This is a genomic window from Psychrobacter sp. WY6, assembly GCF_018448495.1.
In the GTDB taxonomy this organism is placed as follows: Bacteria; Pseudomonadota; Gammaproteobacteria; order Pseudomonadales; family Moraxellaceae; genus Psychrobacter.
This window is the reverse complement of sequence record NZ_CP049902.1, coordinates 975,537-1,000,306: the sequence shown is the minus strand read 5'-3', so window position 1 is coordinate 1,000,306 and position 24,770 is coordinate 975,537. Positions and strand designations below refer to the sequence as shown.

Annotated in this window: 17 protein-coding genes, 4 tRNA genes and 7 pseudogenes; 14 read left to right on the top strand and 14 right to left on the bottom strand. The window is 43.9% G+C overall.

Annotated features, from left to right (window positions below):
• Window positions 1–224: 224 nt before the first annotated feature.
• Window positions 225–1,888: pseudogene (locus G7Y90_RS05035) on the top strand (AMP-binding protein).
• Window positions 1,889–2,015: 127 nt separating this feature from the next.
• Here the strand turns inward: G7Y90_RS05035 and G7Y90_RS05030 are convergent.
• The 4 genes and pseudogenes from G7Y90_RS05030 to hemA form a co-directional block, all read right to left on the bottom strand.
• Window positions 2,016–2,435, bottom strand: a complete 420-nt coding sequence (locus G7Y90_RS05030; RefSeq protein ID WP_250163559.1) for a DUF6691 family protein — start codon at window positions 2,433–2,435, stop codon at window positions 2,016–2,018.
• A gap of 92 nt (window positions 2,436–2,527) precedes the next feature.
• Window positions 2,528–2,965, bottom strand: coding sequence for a YeeE/YedE family protein (locus tag G7Y90_RS05025; protein WP_055123579.1), 438 nt, complete (start codon window positions 2,963–2,965; stop codon window positions 2,528–2,530).
• Between the two features lie 160 nt (window positions 2,966–3,125).
• Window positions 3,126–4,257, bottom strand: a pseudogene (locus G7Y90_RS05020) (aminotransferase class V-fold PLP-dependent enzyme).
• 661 nt (window positions 4,258–4,918) lie between these two features.
• Window positions 4,919–6,274, bottom strand: a complete 1,356-nt coding sequence (gene hemA / locus G7Y90_RS05015; RefSeq protein ID WP_201580773.1) for a glutamyl-tRNA reductase — start codon at window positions 6,272–6,274, stop codon at window positions 4,919–4,921.
• Window positions 6,275–6,858: 584 nt separating this feature from the next.
• Between hemA and G7Y90_RS05010 the strand changes: the two genes are divergently transcribed.
• The 11 genes and pseudogenes from G7Y90_RS05010 (at window position 6,859) to G7Y90_RS04960 (ending at window position 15,832) form a co-directional block, all read left to right on the top strand.
• On the top strand, window positions 6,859–8,082 hold the full coding sequence (locus tag G7Y90_RS05010; protein ID WP_250163558.1) for a tetratricopeptide repeat protein: 1,224 nt from the start codon (window positions 6,859–6,861) through the stop codon (window positions 8,080–8,082).
• Window positions 8,076–8,768: a tetratricopeptide repeat protein gene (locus G7Y90_RS05005; RefSeq protein WP_250163557.1), complete on the top strand. Its 693-nt coding sequence runs from the start codon at window positions 8,076–8,078 to the stop codon at window positions 8,766–8,768. The genes G7Y90_RS05010 and G7Y90_RS05005 overlap by 7 nt, the downstream gene beginning before the upstream one ends.
• 156 nt (window positions 8,769–8,924) lie before the next feature.
• A pseudogene (gene lolB, locus G7Y90_RS05000) lies at window positions 8,925–9,559 on the top strand (lipoprotein insertase outer membrane protein LolB).
• Between the two features lie 137 nt (window positions 9,560–9,696).
• Window positions 9,697–10,587, top strand: coding sequence for a 4-(cytidine 5'-diphospho)-2-C-methyl-D-erythritol kinase (ispE, locus tag G7Y90_RS04995; protein ID WP_250163556.1), 891 nt, complete (start codon window positions 9,697–9,699; stop codon window positions 10,585–10,587).
• A 165-nt stretch (window positions 10,588–10,752) separates the two neighbouring features.
• Window positions 10,753–10,828, top strand: a tRNA-Gln gene (locus G7Y90_RS04990).
• Window positions 10,829–11,071: 243 nt separating this feature from the next.
• A tRNA-Gln gene (locus G7Y90_RS04985) sits at window positions 11,072–11,147 on the top strand.
• Between the two features lie 106 nt (window positions 11,148–11,253).
• The gene (locus G7Y90_RS04980) at window positions 11,254–12,201 is read left to right on the top strand and encodes a ribose-phosphate pyrophosphokinase (RefSeq protein ID WP_045452669.1); all 948 of its coding nucleotides are present in this window, start codon (window positions 11,254–11,256) and stop codon (window positions 12,199–12,201) included.
• A 422-nt stretch (window positions 12,202–12,623) separates the two neighbouring features.
• Window positions 12,624–13,298, top strand: coding sequence for a 50S ribosomal protein L25/general stress protein Ctc (locus G7Y90_RS04975; RefSeq protein WP_045443278.1), 675 nt, complete (start codon window positions 12,624–12,626; stop codon window positions 13,296–13,298).
• A gap of 196 nt (window positions 13,299–13,494) precedes the next feature.
• Window positions 13,495–14,076 carry an aminoacyl-tRNA hydrolase gene (gene pth, locus G7Y90_RS04970; RefSeq protein WP_045443276.1) on the top strand — a complete coding sequence of 194 codons (582 nt, stop codon included), beginning with the start codon at window positions 13,495–13,497 and terminating at the stop codon, window positions 14,074–14,076.
• A 100-nt stretch (window positions 14,077–14,176) separates the two neighbouring features.
• Window positions 14,177–14,557: an aspartate 1-decarboxylase gene (gene panD, locus G7Y90_RS04965; protein WP_045443274.1), complete on the top strand. Its 381-nt coding sequence runs from the start codon at window positions 14,177–14,179 to the stop codon at window positions 14,555–14,557.
• 295 nt (window positions 14,558–14,852) lie between these two features.
• A pseudogene (locus G7Y90_RS04960) lies at window positions 14,853–15,832 on the top strand (calcium/sodium antiporter).
• 62 nt (window positions 15,833–15,894) lie between these two features.
• On the opposite strand, the gene G7Y90_RS04955 reads toward G7Y90_RS04960, so the two are convergent.
• The 3 genes from G7Y90_RS04955 to G7Y90_RS04945 all read right to left on the bottom strand — a co-directional run bounded on the left by G7Y90_RS04955 (window position 15,895) and on the right by G7Y90_RS04945 (window position 17,130).
• Window positions 15,895–16,548, bottom strand: a complete 654-nt coding sequence (locus G7Y90_RS04955) for an RDD family protein (RefSeq protein ID WP_250163555.1) — start codon at window positions 16,546–16,548, stop codon at window positions 15,895–15,897.
• Between the two features lie 228 nt (window positions 16,549–16,776).
• Window positions 16,777–16,853 (bottom strand) — tRNA-Arg (locus G7Y90_RS04950).
• A gap of 187 nt (window positions 16,854–17,040) precedes the next feature.
• Window positions 17,041–17,130 (bottom strand) — tRNA-Ser (locus G7Y90_RS04945).
• Window positions 17,131–17,478: 348 nt separating this feature from the next.
• Here G7Y90_RS04945 and G7Y90_RS04940 point away from each other — a divergent pair.
• Window positions 17,479–18,282: pseudogene (locus G7Y90_RS04940) on the top strand (hydroxymethylpyrimidine/phosphomethylpyrimidine kinase).
• A 69-nt stretch (window positions 18,283–18,351) separates the two neighbouring features.
• Here the strand turns inward: G7Y90_RS04940 and G7Y90_RS18865 are convergent.
• From G7Y90_RS18865 to proC, 5 genes and pseudogenes are all read right to left on the bottom strand, one after another.
• Window positions 18,352–18,492, bottom strand: a complete 141-nt coding sequence (locus G7Y90_RS18865) for an IS3 family transposase (protein WP_502937417.1) — start codon at window positions 18,490–18,492, stop codon at window positions 18,352–18,354.
• Window positions 18,493–18,535: 43 nt separating this feature from the next.
• Window positions 18,536–19,192 (bottom strand): annotated as a pseudogene (locus G7Y90_RS04935) (IS3 family transposase); the annotation flags it as partial.
• Window positions 19,177–19,695 (bottom strand): helix-turn-helix domain-containing protein, encoded by a 519-nt coding sequence (locus G7Y90_RS04930; RefSeq protein ID WP_250163554.1) that lies wholly within the window; start codon window positions 19,693–19,695, stop codon window positions 19,177–19,179. The gene G7Y90_RS04930 and the pseudogene G7Y90_RS04935, both read right to left, overlap by 16 nt.
• 112 nt (window positions 19,696–19,807) lie before the next feature.
• On the bottom strand, window positions 19,808–20,374 hold the full coding sequence (locus G7Y90_RS04925) for a YggT family protein (protein WP_250163553.1): 567 nt from the start codon (window positions 20,372–20,374) through the stop codon (window positions 19,808–19,810).
• A 139-nt stretch (window positions 20,375–20,513) separates the two neighbouring features.
• Window positions 20,514–21,349 (bottom strand): annotated as a pseudogene (gene proC / locus G7Y90_RS04920) (pyrroline-5-carboxylate reductase).
• A 218-nt stretch (window positions 21,350–21,567) separates the two neighbouring features.
• Between proC and G7Y90_RS04915 the strand changes: the two are divergent.
• The gene (locus tag G7Y90_RS04915; protein ID WP_250163551.1) at window positions 21,568–22,080 is read left to right on the top strand and encodes a GNAT family N-acetyltransferase; all 513 of its coding nucleotides are present in this window, start codon (window positions 21,568–21,570) and stop codon (window positions 22,078–22,080) included.
• A 205-nt stretch (window positions 22,081–22,285) separates the two neighbouring features.
• Here G7Y90_RS04915 and tilS read toward each other — a convergent pair whose 3' ends face one another.
• Together tilS and G7Y90_RS04905 are read right to left on the bottom strand one after the other, a co-directional pair.
• Window positions 22,286–23,704 (bottom strand): tRNA lysidine(34) synthetase TilS, encoded by a 1,419-nt coding sequence (gene tilS / locus G7Y90_RS04910; RefSeq protein WP_250163550.1) that lies wholly within the window; start codon window positions 23,702–23,704, stop codon window positions 22,286–22,288.
• A 230-nt stretch (window positions 23,705–23,934) separates the two neighbouring features.
• Complete coding sequence (locus tag G7Y90_RS04905; protein ID WP_201539471.1) at window positions 23,935–24,738, bottom strand: acetyl-CoA carboxylase carboxyltransferase subunit alpha; 804 nt, start codon at window positions 24,736–24,738, stop codon at window positions 23,935–23,937.
• Between the last annotated feature and the right edge of the window lie 32 nt (window positions 24,739–24,770).

The window sequence follows — 24,770 nt, the reverse complement described above, 5'->3', positions numbered from 1 at the left end:
CCATCCAATATAAGCAAGCGCTAAAAACATACTCGCTTTTCACAGAGCATTGTCTATAATGGACGAACAAATATTTACCGTGAGTCACCTATCGGCGAGTTGCTACAAGGAAGGTCAGCAAAATATTAATAGCTTAGCAAGCAGTGATAAATAACGAAGCCAACTTTATAGCAGGTTTGTAGCGTATTCACCGAATTATAACAGCAAGATAAAGGACTATCCCCATGACAGACTTCCACACAGGTCTCGGCAAAAATGCTGCCAACCATCAACCGCTTACCCCTATTGACTTCATTATCCGCAGCGCTCAGGTCTATCCTAACAGAACCGCTATTATCTATGACGATCTTGAACATAATAATCTGACCCAAACATGGCAACAGACTTACGATCGTTGCAGACAACTGGCTGATGGTCTACGTAAATTAGGCATCGATAAAAATGACACGGTGGCGGTCATGATGCCGAACACGCCAGCGATGGTCGAATGCGCTTTTGGGGTGCCCATGTCAGGCGGTGTGCTTTGTACACTGAACACCCGTCTCGATATCAATGCCCTGACCTTCTGTCTGCAACACTCAGAAGCCAAAGTGTTGATTTTAGACAGCGAGTTTGCTGAGCATGCTGAGATTATCGATGAAGCGTTTCCTAATCTTATCGTTATTCATGCGACCGATGCAGCGCTCGATATTGAGCGCTTTGGGCAAATGAGCTACGAAGCATTAATCGCCAGCGCAGACAGTTTGGATAATTGGGAAAAACCATTAGATGAATGGGATGCTATCGCCCTCAACTATACCTCTGGCACCACTGGCAAGCCTAAAGGCGTGGTCTATCATCACCGCGGCGCGACACTCAATGCCGTCTCCAATATTTTAGATTGGGATATGCCCAAGCACCCGATGTATCTATGGACGCTGCCATTATTTCACTGTAATGGTTGGTGCTTTCCGTGGACGATTGCCGAACGTGCGGGCGTCAACGTCTGCTTGCGCAAGATTGATGCTGATTTGATTTTGCAACTGATTGCCAAGCATAAAGTCAGCCATTATTGCTCAGCGCCTGTGGTGCATAATATGATTGCTGGCGGCAAAGCTGAATATAAAGACGCCATCAATCATGAAGTCAAAGGCTGGGTCGCTGGTGCGCCGCCGTCTGAAACCATGCTCGCCGCCATGGAAGCTATGGGCTTTCATATCTCGCACGTTTACGGTCTTACCGAAGTCTATGGTCCAGTCACCGTCTGCGCGGAACAAGCAGAATGGGATGAACTGGATGTCGCTACTCGTGCACAAAAAAATCACGTCAGGGCGTAACGTCACATTTGATGACTGGCTTTGAGCTATTTAAACAAGGCACCACGGAGCCAGTTGCCGCGGATGGCGAAGAAATGGGCGAGCTAGCATTGCGCGGCAATATGGTGATGAAAGGTTATCTAAAAAGCCGTAAAGCCACCGAAGAAGCCTTTGCTGATGGTTGGTTCCGTACTGGTGATTTAGGCATTAAATATCCTGATGGTTATATAAAAATCATGGACAGGCTCAAAGACATCATCATTTCAGGTGGCGAAAACATCTCTAGTATCGAAGTCGAAAACGTCTTATATAAAATGCCAGAAATCCAAAGCTGTGCGGTCGTCGCCGCGCCGCATGATAAATGGGGCGAAGTACCTGTCGCCTTTATCGAGATTCACGAAGGCAGCACCTTGCAGCGCGACCATGTGATGGAGCACTGCAAGCAGCATTTGGCGGGTTTTAAAGTGCCCAAATATATTATCTTTGCTGAAATTCCAAAAACCAGCACCGGTAAAGTGCAGAAATTTGAGCTGCGTCAAGCGGCTAAATCATTGGCACACGAAACGCCAAAAGTAACGGCTAGCGCCAAGTAAGACTTTATCATTAAGCCTTAATAATACGGAAGTATCATTAATATTAATGAAAAATCATTGATAAAAAAAGGTCAGCCTAATTGAATTAGACTGACCCTTTTATTGCGCTAAAAAAACCAAGCCAATGTTAATTAAGCTTAGGTTCTAGCCACTGATACACCAACATCCCGACTATCATCGCTGGGATAAAGACATAAGCCTGCCATTGTCCTGTACCAAGCAGCACAATACCGGGACCTGGGCAAATACCGACTAAGCCCCAACCGATACCGAATAGCATCGCGCCAATCAGTAGTTTTTTATTAATGGTAGTTTTGGTTGGCATCTCAATTGATGACCCAATCCAACTGGTCTTTTGACGCTTAGCCAACTGCACGCCAACTATCGCCACCATTAGACCGCCACCCATTACCAGTGCCAGAGAAATATCCCATGCACCAAAGACGTCCAAAAAGCCTTGTACTTTAACAGGATCGGTCATACCTGAGATTAATAGCCCAACCCCAAAGAGCAATCCTGCAAACAATCCAATCATATTTTTTAGCATTATTATGTCTCGCACTTCATTGGTTAATCTAAACTTTTCTTTTATAAGTCGTGTTTAATACAGTTTTAGCATTTTAATGACTAAACAATCTATTAAATCAAACCCAAGACATGACGACCAATATAAACGGTCACAATACCAAACAACATAAAGGTAACCGTCGCCGCCATCGATCGTGGCGACAGTCGCGCATTACCGCAGATACCATGCCCACTGGTGCAACCTGAACCCAAACGTGTCCCAAAACCAACCAGTAATCCTGCCCCGATAAGCAGTGGCAAAGAGCTACTAATCTCTATATCGGGCAACGGTTTTACCAGACCATAAAGTAATGGCGAGATAACAAGACCAAGTATGAATAACACCTGCCACATCTCGACGCGCTTGGGTTTAAGAAGACTTGAGAAAATACCACTAATACCCGCAATACGACCAATGCCCAATAGCAAGATGACCGTTGCAACGCCTAGCATCAGACCGCCTACCAAGGAAATTGGCGTAAAGGCCTGCCAATCTATTTGTATACTCATAATATTTACCTAAGCCAATTTTTATCAAAACAGTTTTGGATGTCGTTTTATATAAATACATTATATTATAAAATATAATAAATAGGTAAAAAAATACTGAACCCTCGTTACAAGGGCTCAGTTTCTTTTTACTTAAAGAACATCTTACGAGATAAAGATATTATTTTGCCAATACTTCATCAAGTGCAGTTTCAAAACGCTGTACCGCTCCGTCTACATCAGTCAATTTATCTAGACCAAATAAACCTAAGCGGAACGTTTTAAAGTTATCTGGCTCACCAACTTTTAGCGGTACACCAGCAGCGATTTGCATGCCTGTTTCGGCAAACGCACTGCCTTTATGCATATCATCGCGATCGGTATAAGCAACCACAACGCCTGGCGCTTCAAAACCTTTCGCCGCCACGCTTTCAATTCCTTTAGCGGCTAATACTTCACGAATACGGTTGCCCAATTGCCACTGCGCATCACGCAATTTATCAAAGCCAATCTCTTTTGATTCTAAAATAGTATCGCGGAACTGACGTAAGCTATCGGTTGGCATGGTGGCATGATAAGCGTGACCACCGTTTTCATAGGCGCGCATGACATTTAACCACTGCTTTAAGTCTAAGCTAAAGCTATCTGATTCTGTATTGTCTACTTTTTCGATTGCCGCAGCGCTTAACATGACTAAGCCTGCACACGGAGTGCTGCTCCACCCTTTTTGCGGGGCGCTGATGAGAACATCAATACCCAAGTCTTTCATGTCCAACCACACACAACCTGAAGCGATACAATCAATGACCAATAAACCGCCAACGCTATGTACAGCCTCGCTTAGCGCTTTGAGATAGTCTGATGATAAAAATACCCGATGAGGTTTCGACGTGCGGCGCAAAGACTACTGCTGGTTTCTCTGCTTTAATTTTAGCAACCGCTTCATCGATATCAACAGGGGCAAATGGTTTTGGTAACTCACCCTCTTCACGATGTGCCGTCAATACCGTAGACGACTTGGCGATTTTGCCTTTTTCTAAAATTTGCGTCCAGCGATAGCTAAACCAACCGTTACGAATAATGAGGCAATCTTCATCATTGGCCAATTGGCGCGCAACGGCTTCCATTCCATAAGTACCAGCACCAGGTACAATGACCACTGCTTCGGCGTTATATACAGATTTTAGGTCGCTAGATAAGTCATTCATCACTTGCTGAAAGACTTTTGACATGTGGTTTAAGGCGCGGTCAGTATAGACCACTGAGTATTCTAATAAGCCGTTTGGATCAATATCTTGACGTAATGCAGTCATAGGAAGCTCCTAGTTTATAGTTAGATAGTTTAATTTTTCTCAAGCATTGGCTATAGCAAAATCCAGATACTCTCTTAAACCAACCTGCCTTAATAACGCTAACCAATCTAGACACCTACTGTTCGCCAACTTAGCCAAATAATACTTCTATTAGATAACATTGTTGTCAAATAACGTTTTTTAAATAATATGGCTGTCAAATAGCATTGCTGACCAATAGCATAGTCGTTAGATTGCATAGCAGCTAGATACTACTATGGGTAGTATTAACTGAATATTAATGTGGGGTAATAGTCGAGATGACGCAGGGTTGACGATATAGCACTTTATCCTAGCGCTATTGCCGTTGGTGATTGTGTTTTGCACGCCGTGTTTTTATTGATTTTAGACAAAGTCGTACAGAACAGGTGCGCCACTATAGGGGCTACGCGGTGGTAGGCTAATAATGGTCACTAACAACTGATGAGATGAATAGGCATCAAGCGAGAACATATACACTAAGGTTTTTAGAAAATAACCGCTCGCGTATAACAAAAGATTATCATCGCTTAATATACTCATAACAGCTTGATATTAGCACTGATAATGCAGGTTGACAACGATATGTTTGCGCAATAATAAGGTTTGCGCCACTTACGTTTTTTTGATCAGTCAATAATGACTATCGACGTCCGCGATGAGCCTCTTGCAGCCCAGACACCACAAAGTCTAGCAGTTCACTATCCCCTTCACGGGCAGCCTTGCGCATGAGCTTCGATGGTGCGTGGGTTAGCGTCTGTGTCAGGCGGCGTGACAGCTCAATGATAATATCTTCAGGACTGGCATTATCCTGTTGTAGCTTGGCAATGGATTCATGCAGGAGTTTATCTACTTGGTCCTGCGTATGCGTGCGATACTGCTGAATGTCTTTACCAACTTGGCGCACTTGAAAGCTGCGATCCATCTCAACGACTAATTGGCTAACGAGCAGTTCAGCATCGACTGCCGCTTGCCTACGCTGTTCGATATTGCCAGCGATCACGTGTTGTAAATCATCGACAGAGTAGAGATAAACATCATCAATACGACTAATGGTCGAGTCAATATCGCGCGGCACGGCTAAGTCAATCATCAACATGGGCTGATAACGACGATGTTTCAGCGCCCGCAAAGTCATGGTTTTATCAATCAACACGTCCATACTACCGCTACAGCTACTAACGATATCGGCTTCTGCTAAAACTTGTGGTAACTCTTGCAAGGGTCTGACTTCTACCAAGTGACCTGCGCGGCGCAGCTCCACTGCCAGCGCTTCAGCGCGCTCAGGGTTGCGGTTGCAAATAATCACGCGACCTACACCAAGCCCAGCAATGTGGGTGGCAACCAAACGGTTCATCTCACCTGCCGCGACCACCAGCAATGTGCGACTGGGCAAATCATCAAATATTTGCGTCACCAATTTGGCAGCCGCATAGCTAAGCGATACTGCTTGAGCACCTACTTGGGTCTCGTTACGGACGCGTTTGGCAGCAGCAAATACTTGATCGATAATCCAGCCAAGCTGATTACTCAGCGCTTTTTGTTCTTGCGCGAGCTGTACTGAGCGCTTGATTTGACCGAGTATCTGCGGCTCACCCAATATCATAGAGTCAAGCCCTGCGGCAACTCTAAGCCAATGGGTCAGCGCGTGAGTGTCACGGTGCACATAAAGATAAGGATCAATCTCAGACAGTGACAACTGCTTAAAGTCAGCAAGCCACGCTTTAATTTTTAAGATATGAGCACTAATAGCCGCCGAAGATGTCTGAGCACCGACCGCGCCATTAGCAGACATAGAGGGAACATCTTGCGGCTCTGCTAGCTGCGGCACAAGCGCATAGATTTCCGTACGATTGCAAGTAGAAACAATCACACTGCCATCAGTAAAGGCCTCTAATTGTTTGAGAGCGATATTCACATCGTCACCCACAAGCGCCAAGCGCTCTCTCAGAGCGACTGGTGCAGTTTTGTGATTGACCCCAATGACCACTAATCTCATTATTGATAGACCATAAACATGACGCTCACCTGCCAGCCCACGCTATCTCATTATTTTTAAAAGACAGTTGTAGGCGACAGCGCTGAAAGGAAGACTCTAAAAGCCGCCTATTATATCATTATTGCCAGCTTTAATTAACACTCAGCTATCGATGATAGCTATTTGCTTGTATCTGGGCACATGAGTAACAAATCAACTACCGATACGATTGTTAAAACCAATATCTATGTTTTAGCGAGCGCTTATAGAAATGGATAGAAATCATTCGCTTACTTGACGTTAACTTGTTATATTTTCACAATATTTAAGCTAAGATTTACAACCAATGAAAGACCCCGTTGATACAGGTTATCAGCCAATCCTACTTTGTTAGCAAAGATTTGGTAGAGCGGCTGCTATTAATAACGGAGTAACACGGGCACTATTGTTTATCGCATCAGTCTGCTTTTATGTCAGGCATGGGTACTCGTTACCAATAGTTAGTTTGAAATGATTAAAATAAAATTGTCTTATCGATATAGATGAACAATGGGCGAATACGGTTATCTATGATTTTTTTTGGGTCATTATTTCGATCACAACTTGTGCATGACGACCAATCTAATCTACGTGCTCTATTGCATGCGGTTATCGAACGTCTGTGCCAGCGTTATAAGCTAACCTTGTCGTTGGCCTTTTGCCTATGCTTAGGATCGTCTTCCGTTCATGCCAGTCATCCTGATATCTCGCTCGAAGCCCATGTACCCAAACTATCCATTGCTGATAAGAACGACAAGGCATTCAGTAGCGACGGCATTGATAATAGCTCAACGCTATCAGCAACTACTCCTACCAATACACAACCAATAGAAAATGTCGCCAATATTAATGGGTTAGCGCCAACTACCTTATGGCAACCTGAGCTCAAAGAGCCTAGCCTGTATGCGCTGCTTGATGCAGAATTCGCAGCAGATCGCGGTGATAGACAACGAGCGATTACTATCTATAAGCAGCAAGCATTTAAAGAAGATGCAACTGCCGTGTTTGAAAGAGCACTCAGCCTTTCTTTACGCACCGAAAGGGTTGAGAAATCGTTACAATTTGCCAAGTCATGGCAAGACCAAAATCCGGATCACGTGCCTGCTTGGTTTTATGTGGCGCATTTGGCTCTGCGAGCTCACGATTATCTGTTAGCTGGCGAAACCTTGAATCGTATTCTGCTTTATGACCCTCGAGCGGACTTAAGCGAAATCCTTATCGGTATCTATCCAAACAATGATGAAGACAAACGTGAATTACTTGCCGCTTTGCAACCACTAGATAGCGAGCAGAATGCCTCATTGTCGGTATTGAAAGCAGGGTTGCTTTACCAATTTAACGAGCCTGAGATTGCCATTGTCCATATCAATCGGGCGCTAGAACGCCAGCCTGACTATGTACCTTTTATTACACTAAAGGCAGACATACTGCGCAAAATCGTCACGGCTGAAACCGTCGTCAATTATGTGAGCCAAGCGCGCCTGCGTAATCCCGATAGTAAAAGTCTCTATCTGTACGAGATTCGCTACTTGCTTGACTTAAAGCAAAGCCAAGAAGCGTGGCAATTATTGCTGGATGCCCATGGTCGCTTTGCTGATGATGCCGAGATTACTTTGTTGGCTGCGTTGGTGAGCTTAGATATCGAAGAATATAACAGTGCCGATGAGCTACTCAACATGCTCGCAAAAAACCCCGCTTACCTTGATCAAGCTTATATTATCTTGGTATCAGTGCCGAGCGTCAGCAGCACTTTGACCAAGCCAAATACTATCTTAATGGTGTCATGCTAGAAGACTTGGTATTAGAGGCTCGTAGAAAAGTAGTGGCTTTTGAATTGCTTAACGGCGATGTAGATGCGGCGATTGCTACTTTAGAAAAACTGCGTAAAGACTTTAACGTCTTTGCGCCAGATACCTTTGTGCTACAAGCCGATATTTTATGGCAGCAAAATGAGTCCGAAGAAGCCCTGCGCCTACTAACCAAAGCTGCTCGCAAATATCCTGATAATGAAATGCTCTTGTTTGCACGCGCCCAGCTCCTTGACGACAAAGACGACTATATCGTTAAGCGCACCTTGCTCAATCATCTGCAAACACTTGACCCAACCAACCTCTCCTACCAGCTCAGTTATGCGCAGCTATTGCTAGCCAATGAACGCAGTTCGGAACAAGGATTGGCATTGGCCACCGCCATCATTCAAATTCGCTATGATGACCCACGTTATGACAATGAGCTGCACCTGCAAGCGCTGAATGTGCTGGCTGGCAATGCATTGGCCAATGAAAACTATCAACAAGTCATCGACTACCTGCAAACCCCTTACGATGTGTTTCCTACCTTGCGCTCTGGCAGCTTACTACTACGCGCTTATCAAGGTTTAGGCAACAATGAAAAAGTCGAGGCATTACTCGCAGACTTGCAGCAGCGCTTCTCATTTGGGCAACACAATATCAATGACCGTATACAACTTTACTGACCCGCCGTTTTATAGTGGACAAATCGTTGCGTGCTATGATTACAAGGCACTCATAAGATGCTAACAGCCACGCATAACTGAGTAACATACAACCATTAAGCTAATCTATTTTCGAAACAATGATTTCGTAAATTTGTCTATTTTTGAGGAAACATCATGTCAGTATTGGTCAATGCTAATAAGCCTAATAAATTGGCGCTATTCGCTGCCGTGACAACCGCGCTCGTCATCACGTCTGGTTGTCAATCACTAAAAACAGCAAACGCTACTAACCAACCCAGCGCGACCTTACAAGGTCAAAACGCTGAGCCACCGCAAAAGCTTGAGAACTTTAATATCACTGGCAAAATCGGTGTAACGATGCCCGCCAATGACACCACAGGCACTCAAGGTGGCAGTGCGTTCTATGCATGGGGGCAGCAGAATGATCGCTTTGCCATTGAGCTGATCGGCGCGCTCGGCATTGGTAAAACCAACATCGAGTATAATGGTCAAACCGCCACTTTAGTCAGCGAAAAAACAGGTACCTTAACTGCTGATGATCCTGAGACTTTGCTCAAAAAGGCCACAGGGTGGCAAGCGCCTATTTCACAAATGCCCTATTGGATATCTGGTCGCCCAGCGCCTTCCGATAGCGCACCACAGCTCGATGATCAAAATCGTTTAATCAGCTCAGTCAATGGTGAATGGACCGCAAGCTTCACCTATAAAGGATCCGACAAGTTACCAAATAAAATCAGTGCCGTACTGCCACAAGAGGCAATAAGGTAGTAATGACGATCAATCATTGATTAGTCACGTAAATACGATGAAAATTGCTGATTATTGATTACTATAGCCGTTTATGACTGAAACTTATGATTAAGAACTTAGCTGTGTTGCCTGCTTCTTCTATTTCTCGCTTATCGCCAGCAAAAATCAACTTGTTTTGCACATTACTGGCAACGGGCTGACGGCTATCATAATTAAAACAACCGTTTTTCGCTTGCTCGATTGGGGCGATTATTTGCATTTTTCAGTCACGGATGATGTGGTGATTTCTACGGTAGATAATGCCTTAGATGCCAATGAGCTCTGTCACCAACTTATAATATTGGCTGGTGCAGAGACTATAACTGCCGATATAGAAGACAACTTAATTTTTAAAGCAGCGCGTGCATTGATAGCGTCTGCCATACAGTCAGACACCTTACCTGAGCAGTTAGCACAGGTGCATATCGCTTTAGATAAGCATTTGCCGATGGGTGCAGGCTTGGGTGGCGGCTCATCCAATGCCGCAACGACATTGATGACACTTAATGAAATTTGGCAGCTTAATTTTGATCAAGATACGCTTATAAAAATTGCTGCCGCTATTGGCGCAGATGTGCCGATTTTTATCTTTGGGCAAGATGCGATTGCGATGGGTATTGGAGAGCAGTTAACCGCAATCAAGTTGCCCGACCAGCAATATTTAGTATTGACGCCCAATGCTCACGTTAATACTGCCCAGCTGTTCGCGCATCCTAAATTACAACGTGATATCGCTGTGCTATCGGTTGAGACAATTAAAAATAAACAAGCCGACTATGTACAAACTCTGACCACGCCCTATCAAAATGTCTTTACGCCAGTGGTAACCAGTCTTGCTCCTGCCGTCAGCGAAGCATTACGTTACTTACAAGGGTTAGAGGCGCAAGCACTCGGCACAGCACGAATGACGGGCTCTGGTAGCGCGGTGTTCTTGCCTTTGGATGCAAGCGTGGCTACTGACAAAGCACTTTTAGCAAAGTGGATTGAAGAGGCGCCTTGTTCTGCCTATTTAGTTCGTAATCTATGAGTTAGGTTTGAGCTGCAGTGTGCAAATAAAATGATTATAAATACAACGTAAAGCGTTTTATTGACCCGATATTCGTTGTTTTTGACCTATTTTTCAATAAACGCCATAAAAAGGCGCAAATGACTTGCAAATTCTGAAAATTTAATTATAATAGGTCGCCTCAATAGGGGTATAGCCAAGTTGGTAAGGCATCAGGTTTTGATCCTGACATCCGTTGGTTCGAGTCCAGCTACCCCTGCCATTTTTTAGTACGAAGCGTTTAATATGCAGTGATCATAGGTGGTTTATAAATAGCCGCTTATCTTATTGACATTGACAACGTTATCCCAGTTTCGGTATAGTTCGCAATGGACACCGCTAGGGAAAGTTATGTTTTAAATGGTTTATCCGTTTATAATATAGCGAACAGGTCGTGACGCTATTCTAACAATGACTTTTATTAAAAGTTGCTTTTAGATATCGACGTACACAGCCTAGACATTACAGGGGTATAGCCAAGTTGGTAAGGCATCAGGTTTTGATCCTGACATCCGTTGGTTCGAGTCCAGCTACCCCTGCCATTTTTTACTGTAATAGTAGTCATCAAACTTTTCACCACTCTTTTCTGAATTTGAGCAGTTGACACTGCTTAGCGGTCGCTGCTTGAGTCAATCAAGGACTTCTGTCATGCCTTATTTGGCGATTTTTACGGGTAATGCCCACCCTGAATTAGCAAAAACCGTAGCCGATCATCTCCATATACCTCTTGGTAAAGCTGATATCACGCGTTTTTCTGATGGCGAAATCGCCGTAGAAATCAAAGAACACGTGCGCGGTAAAGACGTGTTTATCATGCAGCCAACTTGTGCACCAACCAATGACAATTTGATGGAAATCATGATGATGGCGGACGCTTTGCGTCGCTCTAGTGCGGGTCGCATCACAGCAGTCATGCCCTACTTCGGTTATGCCCGTCAAGACCGTCGCCCTCGTTCAGCTCGTGTACCTATCTCTGCTAAAGTCGTCGCTGACATGCTAAACATCGTCAGTATCGATCGCGTGATGACGGTTGATTTGCACTCAGATCAGATTCAAGGCTTCTTTGACATTCCTGTAGACAATATCTACGGCACGCCTGTATTGCTTAACGACCTACAAAAACAAGATTACGACAACATCATGGTTGTTTCACCTGATGTGGGCGGCGTGGTGCGTGCGCGTGCTATGGCTAAACAGTTGGGCGATACTGACATGGCGATTATCGATAAACGCCGTGCCCGTGCCAATGAGTCGCAAGTCATGCACATCATCGGTGACGTGCGTGATCGTGATTGCGTCATCGTTGATGACATGGTTGATACCGCAGGTACGCTATGTAAAGCAGCTGAAGCATTGAAAGCAAACGGTGCACGTCGCGTATTGGCTTATATTACGCACCCTGTCCTATCAGGCAACGCACTACAAAATATCAGCGAATCTGCGCTAGACGAAGTCGTTGTTACCGATACGATTCCATTGTCTGAAGCGGCAAAAGCCTGTAGCAAAATCCGCCAAGTGAGTATCGCACCGATGCTTGCTGAAAGCTTACGCCGTATCAATAACGAAGAATCTATCAGCGCCATGTTTGACGCTTAGACTTTTAATGAGCACTCGCTCTACTTTCTGTTGGCAATGCTCGTTATAAAACACTGCTTAAGTTTAAAAAAAAGCGTCAAGTATCTTTACTTGACGCTTTTTTTGCCTATTGGTGTTGCACAGTCATTTTGCGTAGGTCTTTATTATTACTACAAAATCACGTATAATGCGCGCCTGTGCCAACCATTTGTTCGATTTAATTAGGTTGGCATTCTCAAAAGTGCTGATCATGCCCAAAAGTAACGATTGTCATGATAATGACTATCCAAAAAATCGTTATGATGAGCAAATGGCTACATTTAGCAATTGTGAATTTTGTTAGCAATCATAAATGTTGGCTATCATCACGTATTAGTGGATTGGTCGCAAATCCACTTTTTTATGACCAGACACTTCATCATTCTTTTTATAGGATTATATCCATGAGCATTAATCATTTTGAACTAAACGCTGTTGATCGTTCTGCTGAGCAACAAGGTAAAGGTGCGAGCCGCCGCCTACGTAAGCAGAACCTAGTTCCTGCTATCATCTATGGTGGTAACGAAGAGCCAACGTCTATCTCAATCAAGATCAACGAGCTAGTAAAGTCACTTGAATTCGAAGCTTTCTTCTCACACATTTTGACAATCAATGTTGATGGCGTAGAGCATCAAGCGGTTATCAAAGACTTGCAACGCCATCCAGCTAAAGGCTTCCCAATGCATGCTGATTTCCAGCGCGTTGTAAAAGGTCAGAAAATCAACATGAACGTTCCTGTGCATTTTGCTGGTCGTGAAGAAGCGCCTGGTACTAAAGCTGGTGGTGTTCTATCAACACTAGTATCTGATATCGAAATCGTTTGCCTACCATCACAATTACCTGAATACCTAGAAATTGACGTATCAGGCATGGAAATCGGTGATCTATTCCGTCTATCAGACATCAAACTACCTGAAGGCGTTATCATCTTTGATCTTGACATGGAAGATGCTCACGACCGTACTATCGTTAACATGCAGCCACCAACGGTTGAAGAAGTTGACGCAGACGCTGAAGAAGTTGATGCTGCTGACGTACCTGCTACTGAGCAAGGTACTGAAGACAAAGACGGCGAATAATAAACCACGGTTACATAGAGCACGCAATCTAGCGTCTGCTATGTAATACAAGGTTTGTTTAGTCAAAAAACAGCAGGTGATAAATATCTCCTGCTGTTTTTGTAAGTAAGGTTTGAAAAATAATAGATATGCTATGAATAAATAGCATAATCGCAAACCTTATGCCTCATTTATTCAATTTAAGCAGGGTGTTTTTATGGCCATAAAGCTTATTGTCGGTCTTGGTAATCCTGGTCAGCAGTATATGTTTACACGTCATAATGCAGGGTTTTGGTTTGTCCATCACTTGGCTCAGCAGTTCAACATTACCCTCTCTCATGATAAAAAGTTTCATGGAATCACAGGACGTGGGCAGATTCATGGGCATGACGTACGTCTATTGATGCCGCTCACCTTTATGAATAAGTCTGGTCAGTCAGTGGTGCCGATGGTGAAATTTTATGGCATTGAAAATGATGAGTTACTGATTGCTCATGATGAGCTCGATATTCCAGCTGGCAGTATCAAACTTAAGACGAATGGTGGTCATGGCGGTCATAATGGTCTGCGTGATATCACCCCTCATATCGGCAACGACTTCCATCGTTTGCGTATTGGTATTGGTCATCCTGGTCATAAGTCTAAAGTTAGTGGTCATGTGCTCTCAAAAGCTGCGCCCGATGAACAGATTGCCATTGATAGCGCTCTGACAGCAGCGTTTGAGGCGCTGCCATTATTACTAAATGGCGATATTGAAAAAGCACGTTCACAAATTAATGGCTTCAAACTGCCAGAATAAAATCATGCTTTAACTATAACAGCCTTTTATTTTAGCAAGTTATCCCCCATTAACCTTTTGATTTGAATCATTAATCTCAGTTACGCTAAGGAAGCAACCTATGCTACTTAATATGCTTAAATGCAAATTACACCGTGCTCGCGTCACCCATGCCGAACTTCATTACGAAGGCTCATGCGGTATCGATGGTGATTTATTGGATCTTGCTGGTCTGCGCGAAAATGAGTCTATCGATATCTACAATGTGACCAATGGCAAGCGCTTTCGCACCTACGCTATCCGCGCTGAAGCGGGTTCTGGTATCATCTCGCTAAATGGTGCGGCGGCTCACATGGCAGATTTAGGCGATATCGTTATCATCTGTGCCTATGCTCATTTTGATGAAGTAGAAGCGGCAACCTATCAGCCAAAACTGGTGTATTGCAACGAAGATAACACCGTAAAAGACACAGCAAACATCATTCCGGTACAAGTGGCTTAAAGCACCGGAACATCGAAGATTTTTGGATAAAGCAAGGATAAATAATCGACTAAGCTGTTGAAGTTATTCTTATTATCCAACCAAAACCGCTATGCTAATATGAGAGCTGAATCTCCATTCTGATTCAGCTTTTTTTTATGCCATTTTTATATGGCAAATTCACATTTTATACCACTCTTAAAAGATGAAGTCGTCAGAAAAATAAATGTCAGTGCTAAGTTTTTAGGCTAAATGAGTTTGACACGGCTAAGCGTATTTTTAGGTTTGGTATTAACACTAATAAGGAAACAAACTGATGTGGTTGGCAGTTATTGCAGTATTGATCGGACTAGCTATTCTTGTTTGGAGTGCAGACCTTTTGTTGATGGCGCCACTGCCTTAGCAAAAAAATTCAACGTCCCTAGTTTCTTAATAGGTGTGTTGATTTTGGGTGTGGGTACATCCGCTCCTGAGATGGTCGTGTCAGTATTGGCGGCACTAGAAGGCAGCCCTGATTTGGCATTAGGCAACGCTTATGGCTCAAACATCATCAATATTGCGCTGGTATTGGGTGCAACCGTATTGATTAGCCCTATTATCATTCGTAAGGGCATCATCAAGCGTGATTTACCTCTATTGGTATTGATTACTATGGTCGCCGCATGGCATCTGCGTGATGGGCAATTAGACCAAGCAGATGCGATTGTGTTGATAGCGCTGCTGGTCGTGACTTTAGGCATTCAGATTGTACTAAGCTTACGTGAAGGCAACCATGAGCACGAAGGAGAACCCATAGCAGAAAGCGTCGATGCTGAACATATCGAGCAAACCCTAACACGGGGACTCATCAGCTTAGTTATCGGCATGCTTTTACTGGTCATTAGCTCGCGGGCTATAGTTTGGGGTGCAGTAGAATTGGCAACGCTGTGGGGCGTGAGCGAACTGGTGATTGGATTGACGATTGTTGCTGTGGGTACATCGTTACCTGAGCTGGTATCGAGCCTATCAGCCGCCCGTAAAGGCGAACACGACATGGCACTGGGTAATATTATTGGCTCTAATATATTTAACACCTTGGGCGTCGTTGGTCTCGCAGCGCTTATAGCGCCAATCACAGTCAGCCCAATTATCTTATCACGCGATATAGTGGCGATGGGATTGGTCACCTTGTTACTCTTGGTATTGTGCGGGTTTGCCTTTATGAGTAAGCGTCCATTCGGTCGCACTTCTGGGTCGACTTTGGTCTTATTCTTTGTCGGCTATACTTTATGGCTGATACAAACCGTCAACCTGTAACGCTTAAAGTGTATTAACAGACCTCAAAATGTATGAACAGACTATGGCGATGATAATATGGTTTATTTTCCTTGCTTGCGATTTCTAATCACCCGCCATAGTCCTTCATTCTCTGTTTTTGGCATTTTTAAGGTAATGGTATTCGATAGCATATCTTGCACTGCGAGACCACGTGGGTTAAAGAGGCAAAAAGCATAGTTAAAGACAAAGCCCAAAAAGGCACTGGTCAATAAAACAGCACGCGAGCCATCGATGACACTACCAATGATACCAAATATAAGTGGCATAATACTGGCCGCTAAAATCCGCTTAAATGACTGTCCCCACGTTAGCAAATGACCATTACTATTGACCGTCTTTAACCGCCAAGTCTGCATACCTAATGTCTGTCCACCGCGACGCCAAAATATCCCATAGAATCCTACTAACGTCAGTATAAAAGACGGCGTCATAATCACGTTTTGATACCACGTTGGCAGCGACTGCGCTTGAGAAGAGTCTGTACCGGTATTCATGGTCAGCAATGTACCAATCACGGTTAGCAGGGTACCGACCAAAAACAACAACGCTAAAATTAACATGCCATCATAGAGAATGGCTGCCATACGGGTGCCAGGTTTAGCAATCGTTAGCTCTTCAACGTCAGAGGCAGGGTATGCTGATGCTTTAGTTTTAGCAGCAGATTTGGTAGGTCGTTTAGGTAAACTCTTTGACATGGTACAAGCTCATAGCAAGCAGTGAATAGTGACTCTATTGTACCGTAATTCACTGTCTTATCGTACATTATCCTAAGATGCCGTAAGTCATATAACAATGTGGTATGACTCATCAACTCATCAGACTATCACACAGAAATTGCAGACATAAAAAAACCGCCAAATTGTCATAAGACAGGCGATTATTTTAAGGTTTCTTTAACTGGGTTAAAGAAGTGATAATGCAAATGGTGCGCTTGGAGAGATTCGAACTCCCGACCCCTTAGTTCGTAGCCAAGTGCTCTATCCAACTGAGCTACAAGCGCGTACTTTGCATATCATTTACTGCGTTGTTAATAAACAATTGCAGCAAATTAGGTTGGTTATTATATAGATAATTTCGCTTGTGTCAACATCTTTTTTTATCAAAATCAAATTATTTTTTGCTTTAATAAAACAGAAGATTATTAACGCTTTTATATCGCGTCACTACTCTACTAAAAACCGAATAAATGGAGGTGAAGGAGGGATTCGAACCCTCGATACGCGCAAACGTATGGTTCCTTAGCAGGGAACTGGTTTCAGCCACTCACCCACTTCACCAAACGACGTAAGACTTTTTAAGTTCTAAAAAATAGTATTATTGCTGATAATACGTCTTATCCCGTGGGCGATTATTATAGCAAAGCCAAAACGAATTGCAAGCACTGTCTACAAATTTAATGCATTTTTTATCATATTTATGTGTTTATATGGTTTCATAGCCTCTTGAGCAACCCAAATATCAATAAAAACCAGTAAAAACGATGTTTAAGTTAGTCAGCACGCTTTAGGTTGTTGTTAATTAATTGATGGATTGTCTATGTACCATCTCTCACCTACTATGGCTTTTTTAGCAGTGGGTGTCTATAGTATTTGTTACTCATTGTAGATTATGTCAAAGGAATTTTTATGCGACCAGTGGTACTGTGTTTTTCAGGATTAGACCCTTCAGGCGGCGCTGGATTACAAGCGGATATTGAAGCCATCGGTCAAGCAGGTGCGCATGCTGCCATTGCTTGTACAGCTATTACCATACAAAACTCGCAGCAAGTCTTTGGTTTTGAAGCTTGTGCAGCAAGTTTGGTAAAGGATCAGGCCACCGCAGTGCTCGATGATTTGCCTGTTGCAGTTATTAAGTCAGGTATGTTGGGTACGACTGATAATATCGCTATGCTGACTCAGTTTTTTGCCGAGCGCCTTATCACCGCTGATACGCCATTTGTATTAGATCCCGTATTGGTTGCCAATAGTGGTGGCAGTTTGGGCGATGAAAAGACGCTCGTTAGCGCATTTAGGGAACTGTTACCATACGCGACCCTCATCACACCGAATACTCATGAGCTACGCGCATTAAGCGGTGAGCAAGACTTACATATTGGCGCGCAAAAACTATGCGCCCAAGGCACCTATGCTGTATTGGTAAACCTCACACGACTTTGATAGTGGCGATATAGAGCAGTATTTGTACATAAAGGGTGAGATGGTACATAAAGCACCTTGCCGCGCTTAACGGGCGAGTTTCATGGCTCTGGCTGTTCACTTGCCAGCTTTATCGCTGGGCGCTTAGCAATGGGTGATGCGCTTATCGATGCAGTAAGAGCAGCAGACAGCTGGATTACCCAGACGCTGCGAGCCGCTGATGCACCGCACCCTAATAATGAGCAAGCCCAATTAATACCCAATCGTTTTATAGACTTTCAGCATAACCTCTAAATAAGCAATAAAAAAAGGGCGCTCTATATCTCGTAGATGAACTGACCCCCAAATGTTGGACGGTTTAGTTTATAACAAGGACTGAGTTCTGTATTGCACAGGACTCAGTCCTTTTAATTTAAGTTGAATACGCTCATGATTATAATAATGTATATACTCATGAATCTGTTGTTCTAACTGCTCAATAGTCTTCGGTTTCTCAATATAAATCGTCTCGCACTTCAGCGTACCGAAGAACCCCTCTATCAGTGCATTATCTAAGCAGTTGCCTTTTGCTCATACTTTGCTTAATTCCATGCTGTTTAAGCGTCGTGCTAAACGGTTTCATTTGATAATGCCACCCTTGATCTGAATGCAGCATTAATCTCTTACCACGGCACGCCTTTGTCTTATCTAAAGCACTAGCTAGCATCTTACCAACTAAGTCATAAGTGGGTCTCTTTGAGAGCGTATAGCTGATGATCTCATTGTTATAACAATCGAGTATGGGTGATAAATACAGCTTATGATCACCCACCTTAAACTCAGTAATATCGGTGAGCCAGCGTGTGTTCGGTTTATCTGCAGTAAACTGGCGCTTTAAATAGTTCTTTGCAATCTTACCTTGTTGTCCTTTATAAGAGCGGTACTTCTGACGTCTTATCTTGGCGCTAAGCTTCATGTTACGCATCAGCTTAGCGATGAGCTTGTGGTTGTAATGACTACCTAACTGCTTTAGAGCCTCAGTGATTCTGCGATAGCCATACCTGCCTTTGTGCTGATGATACAGCTTAGCAATACGCTGTTTTAATTCAGTGTATTTGTCATCACGCTCAAGTCTTGCTCTATGATAGTAAAAGACACTTTTGGGCATACCAGCGGCTTTAAGTAAGTCAGATAAACAGCAGCGCTCTCTTAGTCCTTCGATGAGCCTTGCTTTTTCAAAGCTTGTTTCTTCTTCTGTTTGAGCAAGGCATCTAGCTTTTTTGGTAGTCGCGCTCCACGTAGATACTCATTCTCACGCTTAAGCTCTGCTAAGCTCTTTTCATCATCTGGTGTCGTGTGATAAATGGTTTTGCTCATGGCGGTTCTACCTTTAGGTTTAGATACGAGTCCAGACATACCCTGTAGTCGATAAGCTTTGTGCCAATGACTAATGAGCGCCGGTGAGCTGATGTTAAACTTCAGTGCCACCTCAGATTGACTTAAATCTTCTTTAAGCATGGTCGTAATCACGTGATGTTTAAACTCACTGCTGTATTTGGCCTTACTTGTCTTTGGCTTAATGGCATTTATGCCACCGCTTTGGTATTGCTTAACCCATTTGAGTACAAACTCTGGATTGACGTTAAACTTCTTAGCGGTGGCGTGACTACTATGGCCTTGCCGATAGTATGCGATGACTTGCATCTTAAAGTCTAGATCGTAACGCATAAAAATACCCCATAAGTTGTGTCCAACTTATGGGGTTCAGTTCAAGAGCGCCCTTTTTTAGATAGCTATTGGTAATTTTAGATAGCGGCTTTCAAGTGACCATTAATCCAGCTCAACCCAACATCGGCATGAAGCTCGCAGCAAAGCCACCAATAAACATCTCAAGCAAATAAAAGCAATGAAGGCGACCATTGGATAAATCAATCATGCCCAAGTTTGGCGTGATTCGACGAAATGGTGCCAAGATTGGCTCCGCTAAATCGACAATAATACCAATAATCGGATGCTGAGATTGGGTAAATACCACAATCCAGCTGACAATGATGGAGCCAATGACGAGATAGCGACACATACGTAAAAAGTCTAATACCAAGCTGATAGTACCAGTGAAAAATAACGGTACAGGAGCGATACCTTTATGGGTCAGTGCTGCTTTTCCAGAGATATCGATCAAACGAATCAAAAACATCAGGACGATAGCCGCAATACTGATACGCCCTTGCCCGACGGTTGGAAAAATACGCCCAAACACATCGACAATGTGCGTGGCTTTATAAGCTGGCGCAATCATGGGGTTGCTGGCATCCATCCCTGCAAATTGCAGCATAAAGCGAATAAACACCAACATCATGACGAAGGTGGTGACCAAATCAAAGATTTGAAATAACATGTTGTTCATGAAGTGCTACTCAATGTGACATTATTAACAGGTTTTGGGATGACGACTGTCATTACTAGGTACTTGGTATTGGTGCTTAGTATTAACGCTCAGGCGCGTCATGCGCTTGTAGCAAATAACGCGCCTGATATAGGGATGATTATTTACTCATCTCTTCACTCAAGGCTTGGCTACGGTCATAGCAGGCGCCTGCATAGCCTCAACGATTTGACCACCGATATCATTGGCTTGCATTGACTCAACGGCGGCTTGGGTTGTCCCATTTGGAGAGGTAACCTTGCGACGCAATTCAGCAGGTGCATCCTCACTATTCATCGCCATTTTTGCCGCGCCTAGCATGGTTTGCATAGCGAGCGCTGAAGCCTGCTCTTTATCCAGCCCAAGAGCGACTGCCCCATCGACCATCGATTCAATGAAGTAAAACATATACGCTGGTGCTGACCCTGATACGGCGGTTACCGCATGCATGTGTTCTTCATTATCGACCCACATGACCAAACCTGATGCTTCCATCACCGCCGTTGCTAACTGCTTTTGTTCAGCAGAAATATTATCAGTACCGTACAGACCCGTTGCGCCCATTTGAATCATTGCAGGGGTATTTGGCATCGCGCGGACGATATTGTCATAGCCACCCAACATGTCAGATAGAAGCTCAGTTGACAAACCTGCTGCCACTGAAATCACCAGCTGCTTGTCTAAGACATCCGCAAAGCTACTGACTACCGCTTTCATCACTTGCGGTTTGACCGCCAGCACCACAATGTCAGCATCGATAACGGCAGCTTTTGCATCAGCAGTTGGATCAACCGTGTTCAATCCTTTAGCAGCCAATTGCTCACGCGCCTCACTACTAGGATCAGCAACGGTAATTAAACTCGGCTTGACACCGCAGCTGACAAGCCCGCTAATCAAAGCCTGCGCCATATTTCCGCCACCGATAAAGCTGATTTTCTTATTATCTAATACTGACATACATGTCTCCTATTCAAAAATCCAAAGGTATTCAAACTAACATAATGATAGGTAAAATGACACTCAGTTTACCATACTGCTACTGGCATCGTTTGATAAATTGACGGCATCTAACCCGGCTGTAAGCTCCGTTGAATCACTTAATTGCCATGTACTATTGCACAACCAAACGGTTAAATTAACAAGGGCATTATATAAAATCAGTGACGGAGAGTACTATGTTTTTCATTCGTAAAGCCAACCCTGAGGATTATGCAGACATTGCTAACATTCACTTCAAAAGTTGGCATGTAGCCTATTTAGATTTGCTACCAGTGTCCTATATCAATGATAAAAACAACTTATGTAATAAGACAAAAATGTGGCAGGAGTTAATGGCGCATCCTGATGTTATTGTCTGGATAGCATATGATGCTCATCATCATAATTTGGGGTTTATTGGGTACTTCATTAATAATAAAAATTATGAAATTACCACGTTGTATGTTTTGCCCGACTATCAAGGATTGGGTATAGGCACTCAATTAATGACAGTATCATTGAAAGCTCTCTTAGAATCTCATATACATGCCCATTTTTATTTATGGGTATTAGCAAACAATGTGGCTGCTATTGATTTCTATCAAAAATTTGGCTTTGTAGCTAATGGCGAAAAGAGTGAAGAATGCTACAAAAGCACGCAAATAATAGATATCAAAATAGTTAGAAAACTTGATGGCCTAACGCCCTAGATAACCTGACCTCCTAAAAGGCTTAGGTTACAAATATTAAAAAGCGTTATTGATACTTAGACTGTTTCTAATAACATGGTTTGTAATAACATTGCTTCTAATAGCACTGTCTAAAACACCAGTATTGTCTATCGTGTCTATTAGCGATCTACTCGTCCCTAGTATCCAGCTCTCAAAAGGTGAAACCAGCAATAATGGCCACTCTTTATCCTGCTGTACGGATACGGCACTGACCACCACCAAACTCTCTCGCAACCATACAGGCACGCCAAGCGTTTGTATATAGTTTTTTGCCCGCTTGTGGACGTGATGCCAATGCAGTTTGCACACGCTGCTGACGACCTAATGGTGCAAAGGTAATCTCAAACCTCTCATCGCCTTGATCGCTGTCTAATAGCTCTACCAAGGCATCTGGCATCATTTGCACTTGCCAAATAAAGTTATCATCACTACGTAAGGTAACTGACACAGGCTGGGCAGCCGCTGAATCAGCATCAGCCACAACAAAATTAGATAAGGGTTGAATCTGTTTGGTAAGCGGCAACTCAAGCCATGTCAACCAATCGCTGCTGAGACGATAAAGCTGCTGACGGTAGCGGCAAATCGTATAGGACTGCTTGCGAGCTTGCCAAAAAAGCGCCGTTTGGTGATCAGGATCTTCACGTTGGCTTAGCATAAATACATCATCGACCAGCTGCTTAGCAGGCGGTAACGGTTCATCTTGACCGAGCCAATGATGCAATAGTTGCCGCTGACGATAAATGGGTAATGCTTGTAGCTTGTCTATATTTAGCACACGCTGGGCAGACGATAGCTGTAATGATGCTACCTCTATCTGCTGTAAATCTTCTGCCGCTTGTGCATTGATTATCAATTGGGCATCACGCAATAGCTGTGCGCTACGGGCGATATTATCAATGACATTGGAATTATAGGTCGCCAATACTGGCATAATGTCAAGGCGTAGCCCACTACGTACATTATCGCCAGCATCATTGGTTGGGTCATCAATATAAGGGAGCTTTAGGCGCTGAGCATAACTGCTGATATTGCCGCGTTTGACCGTCAGCCAAGGTCGCCATAACGCCATACGTTGTGCGCCCTGCGTTTGGATACGCCACGGCTGCATACCAGACAGACCATTCACCCCAGCGCCTTGTATCAGCCGCATCAGCACCGTCTCTGCTTGGTCATCGGCATGATGCGCTAAGAGCAATACATCATCTTGATTGAGTTGCGCTCGCATGACATCATAACGAGCCTGCCTTGCGGCTTGCTCATCATAACCATTCACTTGCGCACGTAAAATCCGACACGGTATCTGCTGCACTGCTGCCCAATGAGCGACATGCATCGCCCAAGTCTCACTATCTGCTTGCAAACCATGATTCACATGCAGCAATTGTGGCAAAAATGGCAACTTACCTTGGCGATAGAGCTGCACACACAGCGCAGCCAATGCTAATGAATCACGACCACCACTACACGCCAGCCAAATCCGTCGACCGTGCAGCTGTTCACCATATTCAGCCATACTACTCAATAATGCTTTTGCCAGATCGGCATCGACAGGCAAGTCTGCGATTGGCTTCATAGGATGCGAGAGGATTGCACTGCTGGTCATAATCAGCCTTATTTATTTAGCATGCATACATGAATTGACATATAAATGAATCTGCTCATACGTCAGCTACGACATCAGTTACAGCGTCAGTTAGCACCTATATTAACAGCCACAAAAAAACGCGCCATAAAATGACACGTTTTTATTTTAGCATTAAGACTCAGTCTCTAATATGAAAAGCTTTGTGTCCATGAATAGAGGCTTTGTGACAGAGGTGTCATAGCGACCAATTAAGCAGGCAACATCACTTCTGAGTTAAAGGTTTTCAGCTTCTCATAACGCAGCTCACAACGCGCGTGTGCGTCTAAATCTTTAATCTCATTTAACTGCTCAGCAATCAGTGCTTTCAAGGCGATCATGACTGGCTGCGGCTTGATATGTGCGCCTTCACCTTCTTCAATGACGGCATCAATCAGCCCCATCTGATATAAATTAATCGCATTTAATTTCAAGGCTTCACTAGCATCTTGTGCTTTTTCAGCTGTTTTCCACAGGATAGAGGCACAGCCTTCCGGAGAGATAACCGAATAAATACTATTTTGTAGCATATTGACTTTGTCACCAACGCCAATAGCCAACGCCCCACCTGAGCCGCCTTCACCGATGATAGTCACGATAATAGGCACTTTTAGGCTAGAAAAAACAGCGATACTTTCGGCAATGGCTTGCGCTTGTCCGCGCTCTTCAGCGCCGATACCCGGATAAGCGCCTTGGGTATCCACAAAGGTCATCACAGGGATATTAAAACGCTCAGCCATTTTGACCAAACGAATCACTTTGCGGTAGCCTTCAGGATTGGCCATGCCAAAGTTATGAGCAATACGCTCACGGGTGCTGCGACCGCGATGTTGACCAATTACCATCACAGGCTGACCATCAAAACGCGCCAGACCACCAAGAATGGCTTTGTCATCAGCAAAAGCACGGTCACCGTGCAGCTCATCGAATTCGGTAAACAGCTGATTAACATAGTCCATAAATAATGGACGCTTGGCGTGCCGTGCAAGCTGCACACTATCCCAGACAGTGCTCATAGACGCTTCCCTTTAATAATTATACTTAATGT

What these genes read in the sequence shown, in the direction of transcription:
- G7Y90_RS04980 (WP_045452669.1), top strand. Translation starts at nt 11,254, where the DNA reads ATGCCTTATTTGGCGATTTTTACGGGTAATGCCCACCCTGAATTAGCA.
- G7Y90_RS04955 (WP_250163555.1), bottom strand. Translation starts at nt 16,548, where the DNA reads ATGTCAAAGAGTTTACCTAAACGACCTACCAAATCTGCTGCTAAAACT.
- G7Y90_RS04975 (WP_045443278.1), top strand. Translation starts at nt 12,624, where the DNA reads ATGAGCATTAATCATTTTGAACTAAACGCTGTTGATCGTTCTGCTGAG.
- G7Y90_RS04915 (WP_250163551.1), top strand. Translation starts at nt 21,568, where the DNA reads ATGTTTTTCATTCGTAAAGCCAACCCTGAGGATTATGCAGACATTGCT.
- G7Y90_RS05005 (WP_250163557.1), top strand. Translation starts at nt 8,076, where the DNA reads ATGCTAGAAGACTTGGTATTAGAGGCTCGTAGAAAAGTAGTGGCTTTT.
- G7Y90_RS04905 (WP_201539471.1), bottom strand. Translation starts at nt 24,738, where the DNA reads ATGAGCACTGTCTGGGATAGTGTGCAGCTTGCACGGCACGCCAAGCGT.
- G7Y90_RS05030 (WP_250163559.1), bottom strand. Translation starts at nt 2,435, where the DNA reads ATGCTAAAAAATATGATTGGATTGTTTGCAGGATTGCTCTTTGGGGTT.
- G7Y90_RS05025 (WP_055123579.1), bottom strand. Translation starts at nt 2,965, where the DNA reads ATGAGTATACAAATAGATTGGCAGGCCTTTACGCCAATTTCCTTGGTA.
- pth (WP_045443276.1), top strand. Translation starts at nt 13,495, where the DNA reads ATGGCCATAAAGCTTATTGTCGGTCTTGGTAATCCTGGTCAGCAGTAT.
- tilS (WP_250163550.1), bottom strand. Translation starts at nt 23,704, where the DNA reads ATGACCAGCAGTGCAATCCTCTCGCATCCTATGAAGCCAATCGCAGAC.
- hemA (WP_201580773.1), bottom strand. Translation starts at nt 6,274, where the DNA reads ATGAGATTAGTGGTCATTGGGGTCAATCACAAAACTGCACCAGTCGCT.
- G7Y90_RS04925 (WP_250163553.1), bottom strand. Translation starts at nt 20,374, where the DNA reads ATGAACAACATGTTATTTCAAATCTTTGATTTGGTCACCACCTTCGTC.
- G7Y90_RS04930 (WP_250163554.1), bottom strand. Translation starts at nt 19,695, where the DNA reads ATGCGTTACGATCTAGACTTTAAGATGCAAGTCATCGCATACTATCGG.
- panD (WP_045443274.1), top strand. Translation starts at nt 14,177, where the DNA reads ATGCTACTTAATATGCTTAAATGCAAATTACACCGTGCTCGCGTCACC.